At 67.6% G+C, this 19,658-nt stretch carries 17 protein-coding genes; 10 read left to right on the forward strand and 7 right to left on the reverse strand.

All coding sequences use genetic code 11. The annotated features are described in order from the left end of the window. Nucleotides 1-19: 19 nt before the first annotated feature. The gene (ubiG, locus tag D2V04_RS03120) at nucleotides 20-778 is read right to left on the reverse strand and encodes a bifunctional 2-polyprenyl-6-hydroxyphenol methylase/3-demethylubiquinol 3-O-methyltransferase UbiG (protein ID WP_119511887.1); all 759 of its coding nucleotides are present in this window, start codon (nucleotides 776-778) and stop codon (nucleotides 20-22) included. Nucleotides 779-856: 78 nt separating this feature from the next. Between ubiG and D2V04_RS03125 the strand changes: the two genes are divergently transcribed. The 4 genes from D2V04_RS03125 (at nucleotide 857) to purT (ending at nucleotide 5,219) form a co-directional block, all read left to right on the forward strand. After that, on the forward strand, nucleotides 857-2,137 hold the full coding sequence (locus D2V04_RS03125; protein ID WP_119511888.1) for an aspartate kinase: 1,281 nt from the start codon (nucleotides 857-859) through the stop codon (nucleotides 2,135-2,137). An 85-nt stretch (nucleotides 2,138-2,222) separates the two neighbouring features. Then, on the forward strand, nucleotides 2,223-2,876 hold the full coding sequence (locus tag D2V04_RS03130) for a helix-turn-helix domain-containing protein (RefSeq protein ID WP_119511889.1): 654 nt from the start codon (nucleotides 2,223-2,225) through the stop codon (nucleotides 2,874-2,876). Nucleotides 2,877-3,096: 220 nt separating this feature from the next. Next, the gene (locus D2V04_RS03135; RefSeq protein ID WP_182849639.1) at nucleotides 3,097-4,005 is read left to right on the forward strand and encodes a GGDEF domain-containing protein; all 909 of its coding nucleotides are present in this window, start codon (nucleotides 3,097-3,099) and stop codon (nucleotides 4,003-4,005) included. A gap of 47 nt (nucleotides 4,006-4,052) precedes the next feature. Beyond that, nucleotides 4,053-5,219, forward strand: coding sequence for a formate-dependent phosphoribosylglycinamide formyltransferase (purT, locus tag D2V04_RS03140; RefSeq protein ID WP_119511891.1), 1,167 nt, complete (start codon nucleotides 4,053-4,055; stop codon nucleotides 5,217-5,219). A 34-nt stretch (nucleotides 5,220-5,253) separates the two neighbouring features. Here the strand turns inward: purT and D2V04_RS03145 are convergent, their stop codons facing one another. Together D2V04_RS03145 and katG are read right to left on the reverse strand one after the other, a co-directional pair. Next, a complete protein-coding gene (locus D2V04_RS03145; RefSeq protein WP_228766224.1) occupies nucleotides 5,254-7,305 on the reverse strand; it encodes a S46 family peptidase in 2,052 nt (683 codons plus the stop codon). A 156-nt stretch (nucleotides 7,306-7,461) separates the two neighbouring features. Next, on the reverse strand, nucleotides 7,462-9,678 hold the full coding sequence (gene katG / locus D2V04_RS03150; protein WP_119511952.1) for a catalase/peroxidase HPI: 2,217 nt from the start codon (nucleotides 9,676-9,678) through the stop codon (nucleotides 7,462-7,464). A 265-nt stretch (nucleotides 9,679-9,943) separates the two neighbouring features. Here katG and D2V04_RS03155 point away from each other — a divergent pair, with 265 nt between their 5' ends. The 3 genes from D2V04_RS03155 to D2V04_RS03165 are packed head-to-tail and all read left to right on the forward strand — an operon-like array spanning nucleotide 9,944 to nucleotide 13,102. Continuing rightward, complete coding sequence (locus tag D2V04_RS03155; protein WP_228766225.1) at nucleotides 9,944-10,957, forward strand: NAD(P)H-dependent flavin oxidoreductase; 1,014 nt, start codon at nucleotides 9,944-9,946, stop codon at nucleotides 10,955-10,957. Beyond that, nucleotides 10,957-11,811 carry a formyltetrahydrofolate deformylase gene (gene purU / locus D2V04_RS03160; protein ID WP_119511892.1) on the forward strand — a complete coding sequence of 285 codons (855 nt, stop codon included), beginning with the start codon at nucleotides 10,957-10,959 and terminating at the stop codon, nucleotides 11,809-11,811. Before D2V04_RS03155 ends, purU begins: the two co-directional genes overlap by 1 nt. 22 nt (nucleotides 11,812-11,833) lie before the next feature. Then, nucleotides 11,834-13,102 (forward strand): serine hydrolase domain-containing protein, encoded by a 1,269-nt coding sequence (locus D2V04_RS03165; protein WP_119511893.1) that lies wholly within the window; start codon nucleotides 11,834-11,836, stop codon nucleotides 13,100-13,102. Nucleotides 13,103-13,146: 44 nt separating this feature from the next. Here D2V04_RS03165 and D2V04_RS03170 read toward each other — a convergent pair whose 3' ends face one another. Next, nucleotides 13,147-14,571, reverse strand: a complete 1,425-nt coding sequence (locus D2V04_RS03170) for an aldehyde dehydrogenase family protein (protein ID WP_119511894.1) — start codon at nucleotides 14,569-14,571, stop codon at nucleotides 13,147-13,149. A 167-nt stretch (nucleotides 14,572-14,738) separates the two neighbouring features. On the opposite strand from D2V04_RS03170, the gene D2V04_RS03175 reads away from it, so the two are divergent. Further along, nucleotides 14,739-15,626, forward strand: coding sequence for a dienelactone hydrolase family protein (locus D2V04_RS03175; RefSeq protein WP_119511895.1), 888 nt, complete (start codon nucleotides 14,739-14,741; stop codon nucleotides 15,624-15,626). A 589-nt stretch (nucleotides 15,627-16,215) separates the two neighbouring features. On the opposite strand, the gene D2V04_RS03180 is transcribed toward D2V04_RS03175, so the two are convergent. Both D2V04_RS03180 and D2V04_RS18115 read right to left on the reverse strand, forming a co-directional pair. Then, nucleotides 16,216-16,569 carry a response regulator gene (locus D2V04_RS03180; protein WP_267463445.1) on the reverse strand — a complete coding sequence of 118 codons (354 nt, stop codon included), beginning with the start codon at nucleotides 16,567-16,569 and terminating at the stop codon, nucleotides 16,216-16,218. Nucleotides 16,570-16,706: 137 nt separating this feature from the next. Then, nucleotides 16,707-17,033, reverse strand: coding sequence for a hypothetical protein (locus D2V04_RS18115; protein ID WP_228766226.1), 327 nt, complete (start codon nucleotides 17,031-17,033; stop codon nucleotides 16,707-16,709). 134 nt (nucleotides 17,034-17,167) lie between these two features. On the opposite strand from D2V04_RS18115, the gene D2V04_RS03190 reads away from it, so the two are divergent. Both D2V04_RS03190 and D2V04_RS03195 read left to right on the forward strand, forming a co-directional pair. Beyond that, nucleotides 17,168-18,175: an SPFH domain-containing protein gene (locus D2V04_RS03190; RefSeq protein WP_119511896.1), complete on the forward strand. Its 1,008-nt coding sequence runs from the start codon at nucleotides 17,168-17,170 to the stop codon at nucleotides 18,173-18,175. Further along, a complete protein-coding gene (locus D2V04_RS03195) occupies nucleotides 18,162-18,671 on the forward strand; it encodes an NfeD family protein (protein ID WP_228766227.1) in 510 nt (169 codons plus the stop codon). Before D2V04_RS03190 ends, D2V04_RS03195 begins: the two co-directional genes overlap by 14 nt. Here the strand turns inward: D2V04_RS03195 and D2V04_RS03200 are convergent. Beyond that, nucleotides 18,668-19,618, reverse strand: coding sequence for an SDR family NAD(P)-dependent oxidoreductase (locus D2V04_RS03200; RefSeq protein WP_119511898.1), 951 nt, complete (start codon nucleotides 19,616-19,618; stop codon nucleotides 18,668-18,670). The two genes, D2V04_RS03195 and D2V04_RS03200, sit on opposite strands and share 4 nt — an antisense overlap. Nucleotides 19,619-19,658 lie beyond the last annotated feature (40 nt).

Raw genomic sequence — 19,658 nt, forward strand, 5'->3', positions numbered from 1 at the left:
CCTGTCTTCGTGGCAAGGCTCAGGCGCGGGTGGCGGTGACGATGTAGTTGAGCGCGAGATCGCTCGACAGGTGGAGGCCCTTGCCCGGCGAGAAGCCTATCCCGCGCGGCTCGCCCATCATGAGCCCTGCATCGGCGAGCAGGCCGCGCAGCTCCTCCGGCGTGACGAAATCGTCCCAGTGGTGCGTGCCTTTCGGGATCGCGCCGAAGGCCTCGGCAGCGCGCACGAGCAGGAGCTGCGACTGCGGCGTGCGGTTGGGTGTCGAGAGAACCAGCAACCCGTCCGGCGCAACGCGGCCGGCGAGCGCGGCCACGAACGCGTGCTTGTCGGCGACGTGCTCGATCACCTCCATGCTGGTGACGAGATCGAACCTGCCGATGTCGAGCGCGGCGATCTCGCCCGCCATGTAGCGGATATCGAGACCGGCACCTTCCGCATGGTGCGCCGCGGCCGCGATATTCTCGGGCGCTGCGTCCACGCCGGTAACCGCCGCTCCCAACCGGGCGAGCGGCTCGCACAGCAGCCCCGCGCCGCAGCCGACGTCGAGCGCGCTCCTTCCTGCGAGCGGCTTCAGGTTCTCCGGATCGGCGCTCCAGTGCGCATCGATCGCCGCGCGTACGAAGGCGAGCCGCACGGGATTGAGCTTGTGCAGCATGGCGGAGGAGCCCTTCGGGTCCCACCAGTCGCGCGCCAGACTGCCGAAATGCGCCGCTTCTTCGGGGCGGATGGTTTGCCCGCCCGAAGAATTGGTTTCGCCCGATATTGTTGCATCGCCCATGCGCCCTCCCTAACAGCGCGCACAGACCGGCACCAGCGCCCGCCGTGGAACGGGCACCAATGCAGGGGAGGCACGGACTTGGCGCGTATCGTGATGAAATTCGGCGGCACTTCGATGGCCGGGACCGAACGCATCAGGCGCGTGGCCAATATCGTGCGCAAACAGCAGGCCGCCGGGCATGAGGTCGCCGTCGTCGTCTCCGCCATGGCGGGGGAGACCGACCGGCTGGTCAACTTCTGCCGCGAGGCGAACGCGCTCTACGATCCGGCCGAATACGACGTGGTCGTCGCCAGCGGCGAGCAGGTGACGAGCGGCTTGCTCGCGCTCACGCTCCAGTCGCTCGGCAGCAAGGCGCGCAGCTGGCTCGGCTGGCAGCTTCCGGTGCGTACGGTCGAGGCCCATGCCAAGGCGCGGATCGAGGACATCGATTCGGACGCTCTGATGGCTTCGATGCAGGCGGGCGAGATCGCGGTGATTCCCGGTTTCCAGGGCATTGGCGCCGACGGCCGGGTGACGACGCTCGGCCGCGGCGGCTCCGACACCTCGGCGGTCGCGGTCGCGGCGGCGGTTGGCGCCGACCGCTGCGACATCTACACCGATGTCGACGGGGTCTATACCACCGACCCGCGGATCGTGGCCAAGGCGCGCAAGCTCAAGGCCGTGACGTACGAGGAAATGCTCGAGCTCGCGAGCGTGGGGGCGAAAGTGCTGCAGACCCGTTCGGTCGGGCTCGCGATGAAGGAAGGGGTGCGCATCCAGGTGCTCTCCAGCTTCGTCGGCGACGACGCCGTCCCGGCCGACGATCTTCCCGGCACGATGATCGTGTCGGAAGAGGAAATGAACGAACTAGTGGAGAAGGGCGATATGGAACGCCAACTCGTCACCGGCATCGCGCACGACAAGAACGAGGCCAAGGTGATCCTCACCCGCGTGCCCGACAAGCCGGGCGCGGTGGCGCATATCTTCGAGCCGCTCGCGCAGGCGAGCATCAATGTCGACATGATCATCCAGAACGTCGGGCGCGACAAGGGCGAGACCGACGTGACGTTCACCGTGCCCCAGGTCGATCTCGCGCGCGCGCAGGCGCTCCTGGAGGACCGGCGGAGCGATATCGGCTTCAACCGCATCATCACCGACAGCAAGGTCGCCAAGATCTCGGTCGTCGGCGTCGGCATGAAGAGTCACGCGGGCGTCGCCGCGACGATGTTCAAGTCGCTGGCCGAGCGCGGGATCAACATCCAGGCGATCTCGACCAGCGAGATCAAGGTCTCGGTCATGATCGACGAGGACGAGACAGAACTCGCCGTCCGCGTGCTGCACACCGCCTACGGTCTCGATGCGAACGACGAGGCTGCCTGACAGGGCGGTTAGGCGCGGCAAGCGACCGGGCTAACGATTCCTTAACCAGCAGCGCCGACTCCTTTCCGCGAAAGGAGCGGCACACATGGTTATCGCAGCACATCTGGAGCGCACTCGGCCGGAGGAGCGGCGAGGCGCGCCACGCCGGACATTACGGTTCGAAACGGTTGGAGGGCGCGAATCGGGTGACGTTCTGCCGGTCCGTGTGCACAACGCCTCGTCCACCGGCCTGCTGCTCGAGTGCGAGGCCGAACTTTCCATAGACGAGGCGATCGACATCGATTTCCCGCATGCCGGCGTGGCGCCGGCTCGCGTCGTCTGGGCAAGCGGCACGCTCTACGGCTGCCGCTTCGACGAGCCGATCTCCCCCGGCACGCTTGCCGCCGCGGAGCTGCGGAGCGACGCAGGCCTGAAACTCGAGCGCGCGCATGCGGCCGCAACCGAATCGTTCGGCAGTCGGCTGCAGCGTCTGCGCAAGGAACGCGGACTTACACTCGCGCAGCTCGGCGAACGGCTCGAGGTCAGCAAGCCGACGGTCTGGGCCTGGGAGAAGGGCAAGGCGCGCCCGATCGAAAGCCGGGTCGCCACTATCGCCGAAGTGCTCGGCGTATCCGAGGAGGAACTGGCCGACGTGCACGACAACACCGAAGCCCGCGAAGTGCTCGCCCGCAGCCGCGAGGCCATCGCGCACGCCTTCGGGACCGAACCGGCCAAGATCAGGATCATGATCGAACTGTAATTCAGCCTCTCAGGAAACTTTGCCGCGATACGCGAAATGACTCCCGTAAATTCATCCGCTTGGTTAATATCAGCCTAAGTCGATTCGCAAGTTAATTGCGTTATACAACGTGATTAACAGGAATGATGAAGTATAATTCCTTCGGAAGTTTTTCTTCCGAGTGTTTATCTTCATATTTGTTAATCGACATAGGTGGGGAAATCGGGCGCTTATTGCAATGGTGGAAGACTTCACCCTTCATGAAGGGGCGGCACTATACGACTTGGTGGCGGAGGGCGGCCGCGACATCGTCGTGAAGGTCGACCGCGAAGGCTTCGTGGTTCACGCCTCCGCGGCGATCGGGCAACTCGGCTTCGCCATCCCCGACATGCTCATCACTCCGCATCTGGCCGATCTCGCGGAACCGGCGCAGGCCGAGAAGCTGCGTGCATTCCTCGAGGTGATCATGCGGGGCGGATCGGCGACCGGCTGGTTCGAGTTCGCCGCCCGCATGGACGACGGCCGCACGAACTGGTTCACGCTTCAGCTCCGTCCGCTGCTCGCCGGCGACGGACAGGCCTATGGCGCGATCGGCATCATGCGCTCGATCGAGGAGCGGCGGGCGCTGGAGGAGCGGCTGTTTGCCGCCACGGTCACCGATCCGCTTACCGGGCTTGCCAATCGCCGCGCGTTCCAAATGATGCTGCGGCACCTTGTCCGCCGGGGGCAGGGCGGTACGCTCGCGTTGTTCGACATCGACCATTTCCGCGCGATCAACTTGCGGCACGGGGCGAGCGCGGGTGACCGCGTGCTCGTCGCCTTCGCCGATTTCCTGCGCGGCACGCTGCGGCACGAGCATATCGTGGCGCGGATCGGTGGCGAGGGCTTCGGCGTTCTCCTGCCCGATCACGACCTGGCCGCGGCGCGAACGGTCGTTGCCGCGGTGCTCACGGCGCTCACGGAGGCATCGCCACCACACCCCTCGGACGAACCGCGCCTGTCGGCCAGTGTCGGGCTCGCCGCGTTGCGCATGTCAGCCGATGACACCCTGCGGCGCGCGGAGCTCGCTCTGCTGGCGGCCAAGGCTCGTGGCCGGGGCCGGGCCGAAACCGACGAGGACTTGCCCGACCGCGGCCGTCTGCGCGCCTGACATCGTTGGCCTTGGCCGCGCCGGCGCAATGCCGCTAAGAGCGGCGCATGGCTTTCACTGCGAAGATTCTCCTCCTCGGATCGGGCGAGCTCGGGCGCGAGTTCACGATCTCGGCCAAGCGGCTCGGCGCCTATGTCGTCGCCTGCGACGCTTACGACAACGCGCCCGCCATGCAGCTTGCCGACGCGCGCGAGGTTTTCTCGATGCTCGACGGCGCGGCGCTGCGCGCGGCGGTCGAGAAGCATCGGCCCGATTACATCGTGCCCGAGATCGAGGCGATCCGCACCGAGACGCTGGTCGAGCTGGAGGCCGAGGGTTTCCACGTCGTCCCCTCCGCGCGCGCGACCCAGCTCACCATGAACCGCGACCGCATCCGCGATCTCGCTGCGGAGCAGCTCGGGCTCGCGACGTCCCGCTACCGCTACGCCGAATCGCTCGAGGAGGTGCATGCGGGCGCGGCGCACGCCGGCTTTCCCTGTGTGATCAAGCCGGTCATGTCGTCGTCCGGCAAGGGGCAAAGCAAAGTCGAGGACGCGGCGGAGCTCGAGGCCGCGTGGGACTATGCGGTCGCCAACATGCGGGGCGACCGGCGCCGGGTGATCGTCGAGGAGTTCGTCGATTTCGATTACGAGATCACGCTGCTGACCGTGCGGACGAAAGACGGCGTGCTGTTTTGCCCGCCGATCGGCCACCGGCAGGAACGCGGCGACTACATGGAATCCTGGCAGCCGATCGCGATGTCCGACGCTGCGCTGGCGGCCGCGCAGGACATGGCCGCGAAAGTGGTCGACGATCTCGGCGGCCAGGGGATATTCGGAGTCGAGTTCTTCGTGCGCGGGGAGGACGTGATCTTCTCCGAGCTGAGCCCGCGCCCGCACGATACCGGCATGGTCACGCTGGTGAGCCAGAACCTCAGCGAGTTCGATCTCCACGCCCGTGCGATCATGGGCCTGCCGATCCCGGCGCCGATCCGCGCGCGGCCTTCGGCGAGCGCGGTGATCCTCGCCGACCGGGATAGCGATGCGCTCGGCTACGAAGGCCTGGCCGAGGCGCTGGGGGTTCCCGGCGGCACGGTCGACCTGCGCATCTTCGCCAAGCCGACCTCGCGCCCCTACCGCCGCATGGGCGTTGCCCTGGCCAGCGCCGGCGACACCGACGCCGCGCGCAGCGTCGCGGCCGAAGCGGCGGGCAAGGTGCGGATCACCTACGGATGAGCGGGCGAGGCGCTACGACCCCGCCCACCACCGATCACTCTCCGGCGAGCTCCTTCGCCAGCGCGGGCGCGGGGTAGATCGTCTCGAGCGCTTCCTGCACCGCTGCGGTCGAGACCACTACCGTGCGGTTGAGCGTGCCGTCGTAGCCGTAGTTGCCGCCGAGCGAGTGGATGTTGCCGTCGAACGCGGCGCCGATCACCGTGCCCGCCTTGTCGATCACCGGACTGCCCGAATTGCCGCCGATGATGTCGTTGGTGGTCACGAAATCGTAAGTCGTGTTCTTGTCGATCTTCGCCTCGTTCGCCGCGAAGGCGGGGGCGAGGTCGAACGGCGGATTGCCGGTCGCCCGCTCGAACGTGCCGCCCATCGTGGTGCGGATCGGCACTTCGTTGCCGCGCTCTGTCCAGCCCTTCACCTGGCCGTAGCTGATGCGCAGCGTGAACGTCGCATCGGGATAGAGCGCATCGCCGTAGGCGGCGAAGCGCGCGTCGGCGAGCTTCGCCCCGGCCGCGGCGAGCGGGCCCGAGTACTGCGCGTCGGACAGCGCCTTCAGCTCGCGCTGGCGCGGCGCCAGCTTGAGCGCGTACCGGATCATCGGATCGTCCGAGGCTTCGATGGCGGCGAGACCGCCCTCCCAGAGCTGCTTGCGGTAGCCCGGGTCGGCGAGCCGGGTACCGCTCACCAGCCGCTCGGCGAGTTGCTCGGGGCTTTCCTTGCCGAGCAGCAGCTTGCTGTCGGGATCGTCGACGCCGAGATACTCGCGCCCCTTCGACAGGCTCCATTCCATCATCAGCTCGTCGAGCCAGGGATAGACCGGGCGCTCGTCGAGCAGGCGCTTCTGGGTCAGCGGCAGCGCACTGTCGGTGTAGCCGGGCAGGCGTTCGGCGTTGGGCTTGGCGCGTTCCTGCGCGGCGAAGACCAGCGTCTGCGCATAGCCGTAGAGGTCGCCCGAAGGCTGGGTGAAGCGCAGCGGGAGGTAGAGCGCGCGGTAGGCGTCCATCGCCTGGTCCACCGTGCCCCACGGGTCGCCGATCCCGGCATTGCCCGCGCTCTTCGCCTTGAGCGCCTCTTCCGCCGCGGCGAGCTTGCCGGTGAAGGCCGGATCGTTGAGCGCCTTCATACGGCCGATATAGACCTTGAGGCTGTTCTCCACGCCGGAGAGCAGATCGAGACCTTCGCGCGCCTTTTCGGGGCTCTCGTCCATCGCGCGGATCAGGCGGCCGCGCAGCTCGGACATCGTCGCCACGGTGACCGGCAGGCGCACTTCGCGCTCGAAGGCGAGCTGGCTCTGCGTGAACAGGCGGCTGGTCGAGCCCGGATTGCCGACCACGAAAGTGATCTCGCCTTCTTCGGGCGCGCGCGGGTTCCACTGGAGGTGATCGGGCGTCGCGACCGGCTGGCCGTTCTCATAGGCGCGCAGGAACGAGGCATCGAGCGAGTAGCGCGGGAAGTTGAAGTTGTCCGGGTCGCCGCCGAACGTGGCCGCGCGGTCTTCGGGCGACCAGGCGAGGCGCACGTCCGAATACTTGCGGTAGGTGTAGAGCTTGTACTGCCCACCGCCGAACAGCGTGACGACCTGGCAGCGCATGGTCTCCTGATCGGTACAGCCGGCCGACTCGAGCTCGGCGATCTTCGCGTCGCGCGCCTTGGTCAGCGCTTCGCCGGTCGACTCGCCGATCGCGTCCATCACCTGCGGGGTAACGTCGGTAATCGCGGTGACGACTTCGGCCTGCTGGCCGGGGCAGGGCAACTCGTCCTCGCGGCGGCCGGCGATGAACCCCTCGTCGAGATAGTCCATCGCATCGGTCGAGTTGTCGTAGAGGCAGCTCGCGACGCAGTGATGGTTGGTGAGGATCAGCCCTTCGGGGGAAACGAAGCTGGCGGAACAGCCGCCGGTCAGCCGCACGGCGGAATTGCGGACCTGATCCAGCCAGGCCTGATCGGGCGCCCAGCCATAGGTCTCGCGGACTTGCTCGGCAGGGAACCCGTCGAAGGTCCACATGCCCTCGTCGGCACTGGCCGGGACGGCGGAAAGGGACATGGCGCCGAGCGAGGCGGCGGCAAGCAGGATGGTACGGCGGGTCACGGACAGTCTCCCCTGTAAAACGATACTGGGGCGTTCTGTCCGCCTCGACCCTGTGAAAGTCCAGCCCCTTTCCAGCGTTCTAAACGCGATGGCGCCGCACGCGAAAGAGCCCCCGACATCGCTGCCGGGGGCTCTCCGAAGGCTGGCCTCAAGGGGTCAGGCCGCCTTTTGGTGATACTTCGCGTAAGTGAGATCGCAGCGGTCGGCGTTCATCACCTTGGTCCAGGCCTTCACGAAGTCGCGCACGAACTTTTCCTCGTGCCCGCGCTCGGCATAGACTTCGGCGGTGGCGCGGAGCTGCGAGTTGGAACCGAAGATCAGGTCGGTCCGGGTGGCCCGCCAGCGTTCCTGCCGTCCCGCGCGGTCGTAGCCGATGAACTCCTCGTCGGCGCTGGTGTCGACCACTTCCCATACGGTATCCATGTCGAGCAGGTTGACGAAGAAGTCGTTAGTCAACTGCCCCACGCGGTCGGTGAAGACGCCGTGCGGCGCGCTCTTGTGATTGGCGCCGAGCACGCGCAGCCCGCCGACCAGCACCGTCATTTCTGGAACCGACAGGCCCAGCAGCGAGGCCCGGTCGAGCAGCAACTCCTCGGTCTTCACCGAATGCTTCGTCTTGAGGTAGTTGCGGAAGCCGTCCGCCTTGGGCTCCAGCGGCTCGAAGCTGTCGACGTCGGTCCATTCCTCCGTCGCATCGCCGCGCCCGCCCGTGAACGGGACCTCGACATCGAACCCGGCGTCGCGTGCGCCCTTCTCGACCGCCGCCGTTCCGGCGAGCACGATGGCGTCGGCCATCGACAGGGTGCCGCGCAGCTCGTCGATCTTGGCGAGCACCTGCGACAGCTCTTCCGGCTCGTTCACCGCCCAGTCCTTCTGCGGAGCGAGGCGGATGCGCGCACCGTTGGCGCCGCCGCGGTGGTCGCTCTTGCGGAAGGTCGAGGCGGAGGCCCAGGCCGTCTTGACCAGTTGGCCGATGCTGAAGCCGGCCTCGAGGATCTTGGCCTTGAACGCCGCGACATCGCCCTGCGACGGCATGGTGCCGGCCGGGATCGGATCCTGCCAGATCATGTCCTCGGCGGGCACTTCGGGCCCGAGATAGCGGCACTTGGGGCCCATGTCGCGGTGGGTCAGCTTGAACCAGGCGCGGGCGAAGGCGTCCCGGAACGCCGCGTGATCGTTGCGGAACTTCTCGCTGATCGCCCGGAACTCGGGATCCATCTTGAGCGCCATGTCGGCGGTCGTCATCATCGTCGGGACCTTCTTGGAAGGATCGTGCGCGTCGGGCGCCATGTCCTCTTCCTTCTGGTCGATCGGCTGCCACTGCTTGGCCCCCGCGGGCGAGGTCACCAGTTCGTATTCGTAATCGAGCAGCAGGCGGAAGTAGTTCTCCGTCCACTCGGTCGGCGTGTTGGTCCACGCGCCTTCGAGGCCCGAGGTGATCGTGTGGGGACCGAAGCCGCTCTCATAGGTGCTCGCCCAGCCGAGGCCCTGGAGCGTGATATCGGCCGCCTCGGGCGCGACGTCGAGCAGGCTCGGATCGCCCGCGCCGTGGCACTTGCCGAAGGTGTGCCCGCCGGCCGTGAGCGCGACGGTCTCCTCGTGATTCATCGCCATGCGCTCGAACGTGACCTTGATATCGCGTGCGGAGCCGAGCGGGTCGGGGTCACCGCCCGGACCTTCGGGATTGACGTAGATCAGGCCCATCTGGATCGCCGCCAGCGGGTTTTCGAGGTCGACCTCTTCCTCGGGCCGGATACGCGTCGGCACGCCTTCGTTGACCCACAGGTCCTCGCCGCCCCAGTAGATGTCGCGTTCGGCCTCGAACACGTCCCTGCGGCCGCCGCCGAAGCCGAAGGTCGGGCCGCCCATCGATTCGATTGCGACGTTGCCGGCGAGGATGAACAGGTCGGCCCAGCTGATGTTCTTGCCGTACTTCTGCTTGACCGGCCACAGCAGGCGCCGCGCCTTGTCGAGATTGCCGTTGTCGGGCCAGGAATTGAGCGGGGCGAAGCGCTGCTGCCCGCTGTTGGCGCCGCCGCGCCCGTCGCCGGTGCGGTAGGTGCCGGCCGCGTGCCAGGCCATGCGGATGAAGAACGGGCCGTAATGCCCGTAGTCTGCCGGCCACCACGGCTTGGAATCGGTCATCAGCGCGGTCAGGTCGTTCTTGAGCGCCTGGTAGTCGAGCGCGTTGAACGCCTCGGCATAATCGAAATCCTCGTCCAGCGGGTCGGGCGAGCCGTTGACGAGGAGGATCTCGAGCGGCAGCGCCTCGGGCCACCAGTCCTTGTTGGTGCGCCCGAGCAGCGCGCGCACTCCGCCGTCACCGTTGAAGGGGCACCCGCCCTGGGACATCGAACCGGTTGCTGCATCCATCTTGGCATCCTCCTGATTTCGGACCGGCCCGGACCGTTCTCCGAAGCCCGATCGCATGAGTCGTTGCAGGCGAAAGGCTACGCCCGCGTGGCAATCGGACAAAGCAATTAAGTCCTGTCAGCCTCATCGACGAAAACGATCATCTCGCAGTGCCTTCGCCTGTCGGAACGACGGGTGCGCGGCGCCTCGGTTCCCGCGAGTGTGAGCCGTCCGCCGCGCCGAGGCCTCTTGCCGCCTCGGGGCCACGCGCCTAAGCGCGCCGACGATGGACTATCCCAAGACACGCCGCCTGATGCAGCGCGGCACCGACTTCCTTGGCTGCGAAACCGCGATCCTGTGCGGCGCGATGAGCTGGGTTTCCGAGCGCAACCTCGTCTCCGCCATAAGTAACGCGGGCGGCTTCGGCGTGATCGCCTGCGGCGCGATGACGCCCGAACTGCTCGATGCGGAGATTGCCGCGACCAGGGCGATGACCGATCGGCCCTTCGGTGTGAACCTCATCACCATGCACCCGCAGCTCTTCGATCTGATCGAGGTCTGCGGCCGGCACGGCGTCGGCCATGTCGTGCTCGCCGGCGGCATTCCGCCCAAGGGCAGCGTCGAGGCGATCAAGGGCGGCGCGAACCCGGCCAAGGTCATCTGCTTCGCGCCGACGCTGGCGCTGGCGAAGAAGCTGCTCCGCTCGGGCGCCGACGCGCTGGTGATCGAGGGGATGGAGGCCGGTGGCCATATCGGCCCCGTCTCGACCAGCGTGCTGGCGCAGGAGATCCTGCCCGAACTGGCGGAGGAGCACCTGGTGTTCGTCGCCGGCGGGATCGGCAAGGGGCAGGCGATCGCCGGCTATCTCGAGATGGGCGCGGCGGGCGTCCAGCTCGGCACGCGCTTCGCCTGTGCGACCGAGAGCATTGCGCATCCCGATTTCAAGAAGGCCTTCTTCCGCGCCAGCGCGCGCGACGCGGTCGCCAGCGTGCAGGTCGATGCGCGCCTGCCGGTGATCCCCGTGCGCGCGCTGCGGAACAAGGGGACCGAGGCCTTCACCGCCAAGCAGATCGAGGTTGCCGGCTTGCTCGACCGCGAGGAAGTGGTGATGGGCGAAGCGCAGCTTCAGATCGAGCATTACTGGGCCGGCGCGCTCCGCCGCGCGGTAATCGACGGCGATGTCGAGGGCGGCTCGCTCATGGCCGGCCAGTCGGTCGGCATGGTGAAGGAAGAGGAACCGGTCGCGCAGATCGTCGCGACGCTGATGGCCGAGTGCGAAGAGGCGCTCGCGCGGCGCTGATGGCCGAGCCGCTCATCCTGACGCTTGGCTGCGCCGACCGGCCGGGGATCACCGCGCGGGTGACGGGCTTCCTGTTCGAGCGTGGGGGCAATATCCTCGAGGCACAGCAGTTCAACGATCAGGAAGGCGGCGCCTTCTTCATGCGCGTCGCCTTTGATCCGGGCGAGGCCGGGCGCGAGGAGCTGCGCACCGATTTCGCTCCGCTTGCCGATGCGTTCGGAATGCAGTGGCAGCTTGCGCGCCGCGACCGGCCGCGGCGGGTGTTGCTGATGGTCAGCAAGTTCGACCACTGCCTCGCCGACCTGCTCTACCGCTGGCGCATCGGGGAGCTGCCGATGGATCCGGTGGCGATCGTCTCCAATCACCCGCGCGAGGCGATCAGCCACACGCATATCGGCGATATCCCGTTCCACCACCTGCCGGTGACGGCCGAGACAAAGGCGGCGCAGGAGGCGCAGGTCCGCGCGATCGCCGAGGAGACGCAGGCCGAGCTCGTCGTTCTCGCGCGCTACATGCAGATCCTCTCGGACGAGCAGGCCGCGCACTTCGCCGGGCGCTGCATCAATATCCACCACTCGTTCCTGCCCGGGTTCAAGGGCGCGCGGCCCTATCATCAGGCGCACGCGCGCGGGGTGAAGATGATCGGCGCCACCGCCCACTACGTCACCGCCGACCTCGACGAAGGCCCGATCATCCATCAGGATGTCGAGCCGATCACCCATGCCGACAGCCCGGAAGAGCTCGTCCGCAAGGGGCGCGATATCGAGAGCCGGGTGCTCGCCGAAGCGGTACGTCTCCACCTGGAGGACCGGGTGTTGCTCAACGGCTCGCGAACGGTGGTGTTCAGGGGGTAGTTGCCTGAGGAGGGGAGCAGGAATGCCAGCAACGCGGGCGCTCGTGAGCGCGGTACTGGCCGGGGCGGCGTTCCTGTCGGGACCGGCCTCGGCGCAGGACTACGAACCCGATTGCGCGCGCATTGCGGCCTTTCTCGACGGCGCGATCGACCAGGGGCGCACCGTGGGCGCTTCGGCGCTGGTGTGGAAGGACGGCTCGGAACGCTGCTTCGCGGCCGCGGGCATGGCCCAGCGCGAAGCCGCGAAACCGTTCGCGCGCGACACGCTGGTGCAGATCTTCTCGATGACCAAGCCGGTCACCGGCGTTGCGCTGATGCAGCTGTGGGAGCGCGGCACGTTCGGGCTCGACGATCCGCTGGCCTGGCACCTGCCGCAGTTCGCGGACGTCAAGGTGCTGGCGGGCGAGAACCCCGACGGCAGCCCGATCCTGCGCGATCCCAGCCGCCCGATCACCGTGCGCGACATCCTGCGCCACACCGCAGGCTTCACGTATGGCGCGAACGGCGATCCGCAGAACGCCGCCGACCGCGTGTGGGAAGAACTGGACCCGCTTAGCCCCGACAAGACGCTGGCCGAATTCGCCGACGCGATGGCCAGGGTGCCGCTGCTCTACGATCCGGGCACGCACTGGCACTACAGCGCGGCGGTCGATGTGCAGGCGCGGCTGGTGGAGGTGCTTTCCGGCCAACCTTTCGCCGAATACGTGCAGGAGCATGTCTTCGCCCCGCTGAAGATGACCGACACCGGGTGGAAGCGAGACATGGCCGAAGTCCCGCGGCTGGCGCGGATCTATGTCGCGGACTCGGAGGGCACGCTGGCGCCGATGCCGCGCGATGCCTGGCTCGAGCCCAACTTCATGGGCAAGCCGATGACGATGGGCGGCGCGGGGATCGTCACCACGGTGGACGACTACATGCGCTTCGCGCGCATGCTGCTGAATGAAGGCGAGCTCGGCGGCGTGCGTCTGCTCCGGCCCGCCACCGTGCGGCTGATGGCGACCGACAGCCTCGACCCGCGCATTGCGCCCGAGGATCGCTCGTGGCTGACGGGCAAGGGCACCGGCGGGTTCGGGATCGACGTCTTCGTCCGCACGGCGCCGCCGCAGACGCCCGGGGAGAACCGCGGCACGGTGGGCGAGTTCTTCTGGGATGGCCTGCCCTCGATGCTCTTCTGGGTCGATCCGCGGCAGAACATGGCCGTGGTGTTCGCAGCGCAGAAGATCCCGTTCGACAACGCGCTGCATCACGACTTCCGCGATGCCGTCTACGGTGCGGATTACGCGGGGCGCTGACCGGGCCGGGCGTCGGCGCCCGACCCAGCCAGGTCCCGCCCCGATCAGACGTTGGCGTTCTTCCGCACGGTGATCACCTGCGGATAGGTGAACTCCAGCAGCCCTTCCTTGCCGTATTCGGCGCCGAAGCCCGACTGCTTGTGCCCGCCGAAGGGCGTGAAGGGCGAGAAGTGAAGGTACTCGTTGACCCACACCGTGCCGGTCTCGAGCTGCTCGGCGATTCTCACCCCGCGCTCGGTGTCCTTGGTCCAGACTGCGCCGGCGAGGCCGTAGTCGGAGTTGTTCGCGCGTTCGATCACTTCGTCGTCGCTCGAGAACTTCATCAGCGGCATGACCGGGCCGAACTGTTCCTCGGCGACAATCCGTGCGTCCTCGGGCGGATTGTCGAGGATCGTGATCGGCACGTAGTAGCCGGGCACGCTGGGGTCGTGGTCGCCGCCGACCAGGAATTGGTAGCCCTGGTCCTTGGCGTCCTGAATCAACTCCAGCACGCGCTCGTATTGCTTGCGGTTCTGGATCGGGCCGACCCCGGTGCCCTGCTGCGATCCGTCGCCGACTTTCACCGACTTCGCGTATTCGGCGATCGCCTTGCTCAAGTCGTCGTAGATATCCTCGTGGATATAGATCCGCTTGGCGGCGACGCAGATCTGCCCGGCGTTGGCGAAACTCGACCAGAAGAGCTGTTCGGCGACTTTCTCGACATCGGCATCGGGCAGGACGATCGAAGCGTCGTTGCCGCCGAGCTCGAGCGTGATGCGCTTCAGATCGCGGCTCGCCCCCTCCATGATCTTCTTGCCGGTCGCGGTCGAGCCGGTGAAGGTGATCTTGTCGATATCGGGATGTTCGGTGATCATCGGGCCGAGGCTGTCCTCGCCGGTGATGACGTTGATCACGCCGGCGGGCGCGGCATCCTTGATCAGTTCGGCAAGGCGCAGCGTGGTCAGGGGCGTGAAGGGCGAGGGCTTGAGCACGATCGTGCAGCCCGAGAGCATCGCGGGCGCGATCTTCTGCATCGCCATCATCACCGGGAAGTTCCACGGCACGATGCCGCCCACCACGCCGACCGGCACGCGGCGCGTGCGGCTGAGGCGCGTGTCGCTGTCCTCGTTGATCTCGTCGTCAAGGTCGAGCGTCGCCTGCGCGCCGACCATCGCCGAAGCGCCGATGATCTCGTTCATGGCCTGGCCGTGCGGCTTGCCCTGTTCGGCGGTGAGCAGGCGGTGGAGCTCGTCGGCGTTTTCCTTGATGATCGCGGAGATTGCCTTGATCGCCGCCCTGCGGTCCTCGATCGGGGTCTTCGACCAGGTCTTGAACGCGCGGCGCGCGGCGGCGACCGCGCGGTCGAGCTCCTCCTTGCCGCAGGCGGGGACCGTACCGATCACGCTTTCGTTCGCGGGATTGACCACGTCCATGGTCCGGGCAGTCTCGATCATCTCGCCGTCGATCAGGTTACGGTAGGCAGTGGGCATCGCGGTCTCCGTTCTCTGCCGGCGCGACGTGCGCCGATTCGCTTTATCCGTTTTGAGGTGAAACCTAACATGCCTACCGCCATCGCCCAATCGCGTTTGCGCGGCCATCGCGCTTGCATGCCGCGCCCGCTGCGCGCAGCATGTGACCGAACATCGGGAGAGACGACATGTGCGACGAGGACAAGCTCGCCCGCTGGGCGCGCGAGGGATTGAACAGGCGGCAGTTCGGTGCGCTCGGCGGCATGGCCGCGCTGGCCGCCTGCACGCCTGCGGAATCGGGTTCGCAGGGCGAGGGGAGGGTCGCTCGGCCGGCCCTGGCGGAAGAGAACGTCGGCTTCGAGACCGCCGACGGAACCATGGACGGATTCTTCGTCCATCCGGTCTCGGGCCCGGCGCCTGCCGTGCTGTTCTGGCCCGACATCGGCGGTATTCGCGAGGCGAAGCGCAACATGGCCCGGCGGCTGGCGGGGCAGGGCTACGCGGTGCTGGTCGCCAACCCCTATTACCGCGATGTCGCCGGCCAGCAGTTCGAGGACTTCGCCGACTTCGCTGCGAACGGCGGCTTCCGGAAGGTCGGCCCCTGGCGCGAGAAGCTCGATGCCGAGGCGATCATGCGCGATGCCACGGCGGCGGTTGGCTGGTTCGACCAGCAGGACGTGGTCGACAGCGCACGCGGCGTCGGCACGCAGGGGTACTGCATGGGCGGGCCGTTCACCGTGTGGACCGCCGCGGCGGTGCCCGCGCGGGTGCGTGCGGCAGCCAGCTTCCACGGCGGCGGGCTGGTGCGCGGGGACGACCCGATGAGCCCGCACAACCTGTTCGGCAAGACGCAGGCCAGCTACCTGATCGCGATCGCGCAGGACGACGATGCCGAGGCGCCGGAGAACAAGGAGATCCTGCGCGAAGCCGCCAAGGCCGCGGGCCGCCCGGCCGAGATCGAGGTCTATGCCGGCGACCATGGCTGGACCGTCCCCGACGCCCCCGCCTACGTCGAAGCGGAAGCGGAACGGGCGTTGGCGAACCTGCTGAAGCTTTACGGGAGCGCGCTGGGCTGAAGCCCCTTTCCCGAGTGCGTGTTTAGCTGTCCCGGGGATCACGAGAGACGTGGAGAGGAAGAAGGGCATTCACCGGCCATCATCCGCTGGCGAGTGCGGACGTTGCGCCGGGAAGGTAGGCAAGCGGACGGGATCGGCCGGTGCCGCCTGGGCATCACAGGATTGCCACCTGGGCGTCACAGGGTTGCCTTGGTAACATCGGTGCGAACGGCGAAAGGGGTTACGGCAACCTTCCGCTCGGCCCTTCGGGGATGGCGAGGCAGATGCGGCCAGGGCTCGCGTTTGCCGCCTCCGCCGGCATATCCTCAATTCCGCGGCGTTGAGGTCCGTCGCGAAAGGACATGCCGGTATTCCTCGCATCCCGGCACAGAGGTGCTTTCTCGTAAGGTCACTAGCTCCTCCGAGGCACCGGCCGTCTGGACGAAGCGCACTGCGTGACGCGTACACGCCTCGCCCCCGTCGCTGACCAGCATGGGCTGGCGGGGCGGGTGTATAACCAAATCGGTTATTTTGTCAAGATATATTTGCCACAGGTGTGTTCTTGGCCGCGTTCTTGAGTTCCCAGCGCAGGCTGGGGCCCGCGATTGCGTCAGCCCAGCCCGATATTGCCCAGCTTCGCCCGCAGCGACGCCTCGTCGAACGGCTTGATCACGTATTCGTCGGCGCCGGCCTCGATCCCCTTGTGGATGTCGACCGCGCCCGAGTTCGAGGTGCAGAACACCACCCGCGGCGCGCGGTCGGCGGGGAGGGCGCGCAGGCGGGTGACGAATTCGATCCCGCTCATGACCGGCATGTTCCAGTCGAGCAGGATCAGATCGGGCATCGCCGCCTTGCACCGGGCGAGCGCTTCCTCGCCGTTCTCGGCCTCGGCCGTTTCGAAGCCGAGATCCTCGACGATGCGGCGCGCGACCTTGCGGATCATGCGCGAATCGTCGACCACCAGGCAGCGGCGGACGCGCGCCTGGGCATGACGCGCGGCATAGGCGGCCTTGGCCTCGTCGACGACCCGCTGCGCCGGATCGGCCGGTGCGGCGGCGTTCTCTGCCGCGGTCTTGCCCGCTGGCGGCACGTTGCGTTTGATCAACCCGTGAATGGCGGCACCTCCTCCTCGCCCCAGACGGGCGAGTGCAGGTGGGCGGAGGCCGGTTCGCCGAACGGCGAATGCGCGGGCGACGCGATCGGATCGGCCACCGCAGGCGTTTCGTCGGGCGTCATGCAGACGTGCAGGTAAGGCATCCAGACGTCGCCGAACTCGGCCTTCTGATACCACACGTCGAGCACGTCGTAGGAGGCCCAGCACCCGTCGGGCTCACGCAGGCGGATGCCTTCGCCGATGCGGGGGACCGAGGCGAACCGCAGACGCTCCTGCGTCTGGTGCGTTTCGTTCTGGATCTCGACCTCGATCACGCGCGCCCCCGGTTCATGCTTTTGCCGCGAGGCTAGAGCGCAATCCTTGCCGAAAGGTAACGCGCCGGTCCGGTTTCGCTTGCCCCGGTCCGGTCCGTTGATACGATGAGCGCTCGAGGGGGAAGGAGAGCGCGATGGGTATCGCCCTGATCATGCTGCTGGTGCTGGCAGTGATATTCCTGCTGATGGCGGTGCGCGTCGTGAAGCAGGGCTACGTCTACACGATCGAGCGGCTGGGCAAGTTCACCCTCGCCGCCGAGCCCGGGCTGCATCTGATCATCCCGTTCGTCGACCGCGTCGGACAGAAGGTCAACATGATGGAGCAGGTGCTCGATATTCCGGGGCAGGAGATCATCACCAAGGACAACGCCATGGTCGGCGTCGACGCGGTGGTGTTCTTCCAGGTGCTCGACGCGGGCAAGGCCGCCTACGAGGTGCACAACCTCTATGCCGCGATCATGGCGCTCACGACCACCAATCTGCGGACCGTCATGGGCTCGATGGACCTCGACGAGACCCTGTCGAAGCGCGACGAGATCAACGCCCGCCTGCTCGCGGTGGTCGACCACGCGACCTCGCCCTGGGGGGTCAAGATCACCCGGGTCGAGATCAAGGACATCCGCCCGCCGATCGATATCTCCGAAGCGATGGCCCGGCAGATGAAGGCCGAGCGCCTGAAGCGCGCCGAGATCCTCGAGGCCGAGGGCGACCGGGCGAGCCGCATCCTGCGCGCCGAGGGCGAGAAGCAGAGCGCGATCCTCTCGGCCGAAGGCAAGCGCGAGGCGGCCTTCCGCGATGCCGAGGCACGCGAGCGCGCGGCGGAAGCCGAAGCCAAGGCGACCCAGATGGTCTCCGACGCGATCGCCGAAAGCGGCAATGCCGCGATCAACTATTTCATCGCGCAGGAGTACACCAAGGCGGTCGGCAAGTTCGCCACCAGCCCCAACGCGAAGACGATCCTCTTCCCGGTCGAGGCGACGCAGCTCATCGGCTCGCTCGGCGGAATCGGCGAACTCGTGCGCGAGGCGATCGGCCCGGCCGAAGGCAACGTGACCACCGGCAGCGTGGACACTGGAACCCCGCTGCCGCAGCAGCGCGAACGCGCTCCGCGCGCGAGCGTGCCGCGCAGTGGCGACCGCTAGGGAGCGGCCGGTGGACGGGCTCGACAGCTTCGATCCGCACTGGATCTGGGTCACGCTCGGGCTCGCGCTCGCGGCGCTGGAGCTGCTGGTGCCCGGCGTCTATCTCATCTGGCTTGCGGCGGCGGCACTCGTCACCGGGGCGCTGACCTATCTTCTCGATCTCGGCGTCGCCGCGCAGGTGATCGACTTCGTCTTCCTCGCGCTGATCTTCGCCTTCTCCGCCCGCCGTTTCCTGCGCGACAAGCCGATCGTCGGCGCCGACCCGCTGCTCAACAAGCGGGGCGGACGGCTGGTCGGTGAGACCGCGGTCGTCACCCAGGCGTTCGACGGCGGCAGCGGGCGCATCCGCCACGGCGACAGCGAATGGCTGGCACGCGGCCCCGACGTCGCCGTGGGCGCCCGGGTGCGCATCATCGGCAGCGACGGATCGATCCTGCTGGTCGAACCCGTGACCCTGCTGGCGAACGAGGAGGCCTCGCCCCCGCGCGAAGCCTAGACCGCGCCGCGCGTCCGGTCGGAGAAGCGGCCGTGCTTGCGGTAGCGAACCATCCACCGGTCGAGGAACAGGCCCAGCGGACGCGGCTGCACGCCCAGCTTGTCGAGGCCCGGATACGCGCCCGAAGGCACGTTGCCCTGCTTGAGCAGGCACCACTGGTCGCCGTTCATCGGCGTCCCGGGCAGAGCGGCGAACAGGGCGGACAAGGCGTCGGGCATGGCGATGAAGTGCCGCTCGCGCCCCTGCGCCGCGGCGATCCGCTGGTGCAGGTCCATCATGCCGATCGCCTCGGGCCCGGCGATCTCGTAAGTCTTGCCGCCGTGCTTCCGGGGGTCGGCCAGCGCCGCCGCGACGGCATCCGCGGCATCGTCCACGAACAGCAGCTGCAACTTCGCCTGCCGTGCGAAGACCGGCAGCACGGGCAGGGCCGAGATCAGGTCGGCCAGCATCTGCACGAAGCCGTTGTCTTCCGCGAACAGGATCGAGGGGCGCAGGATCGTCGCACCCGGGAAGGCGGCGAGGACCTCCTCTTCGCTCAGCGCCTTGGCCCGGGCGTACGCGGCGGTCGATTCGGCATCGGCGCCGATCGCGCTGACGTGCACCATGGTCGCAGCGCCGACGTCCCGCGCGGCCTCGGCGACATTGCGCGCGCCGCCGCAGATCAGCTTCATCAGGTCGCCTTCGAACGCGGCGACGAGATTGACCACTGCGTCCGCCCCGCGCACCGCCGCGGCGGCGCTGGCGGGATCGCGCACGTCGCACGGCATGAACTCGATCTGGCCGAGCTGCGCGAGCGGCTTCAGCGAAAACGCCTTCTGCGGATGGCGGCTCGCGATCCGCAGCCGCGCACCGCGCTCGAGCAGCGCCTGCGCCACGTGGCGGCCGAAGAAGCCGCTGCCGCCGGTCATGGCGACCAGCTTGCCGTTGATGGGATCGTGTGCCGCCATTGCCTCGTGCCGTTCGTTCTTCCGGTTTCGCGAATCTGGC

Source organism: Pelagerythrobacter aerophilus, from assembly GCF_003581645.1.
In the GTDB taxonomy this organism is placed as follows: Bacteria; Pseudomonadota; Alphaproteobacteria; order Sphingomonadales; family Sphingomonadaceae; genus Pelagerythrobacter; species Pelagerythrobacter aerophilus.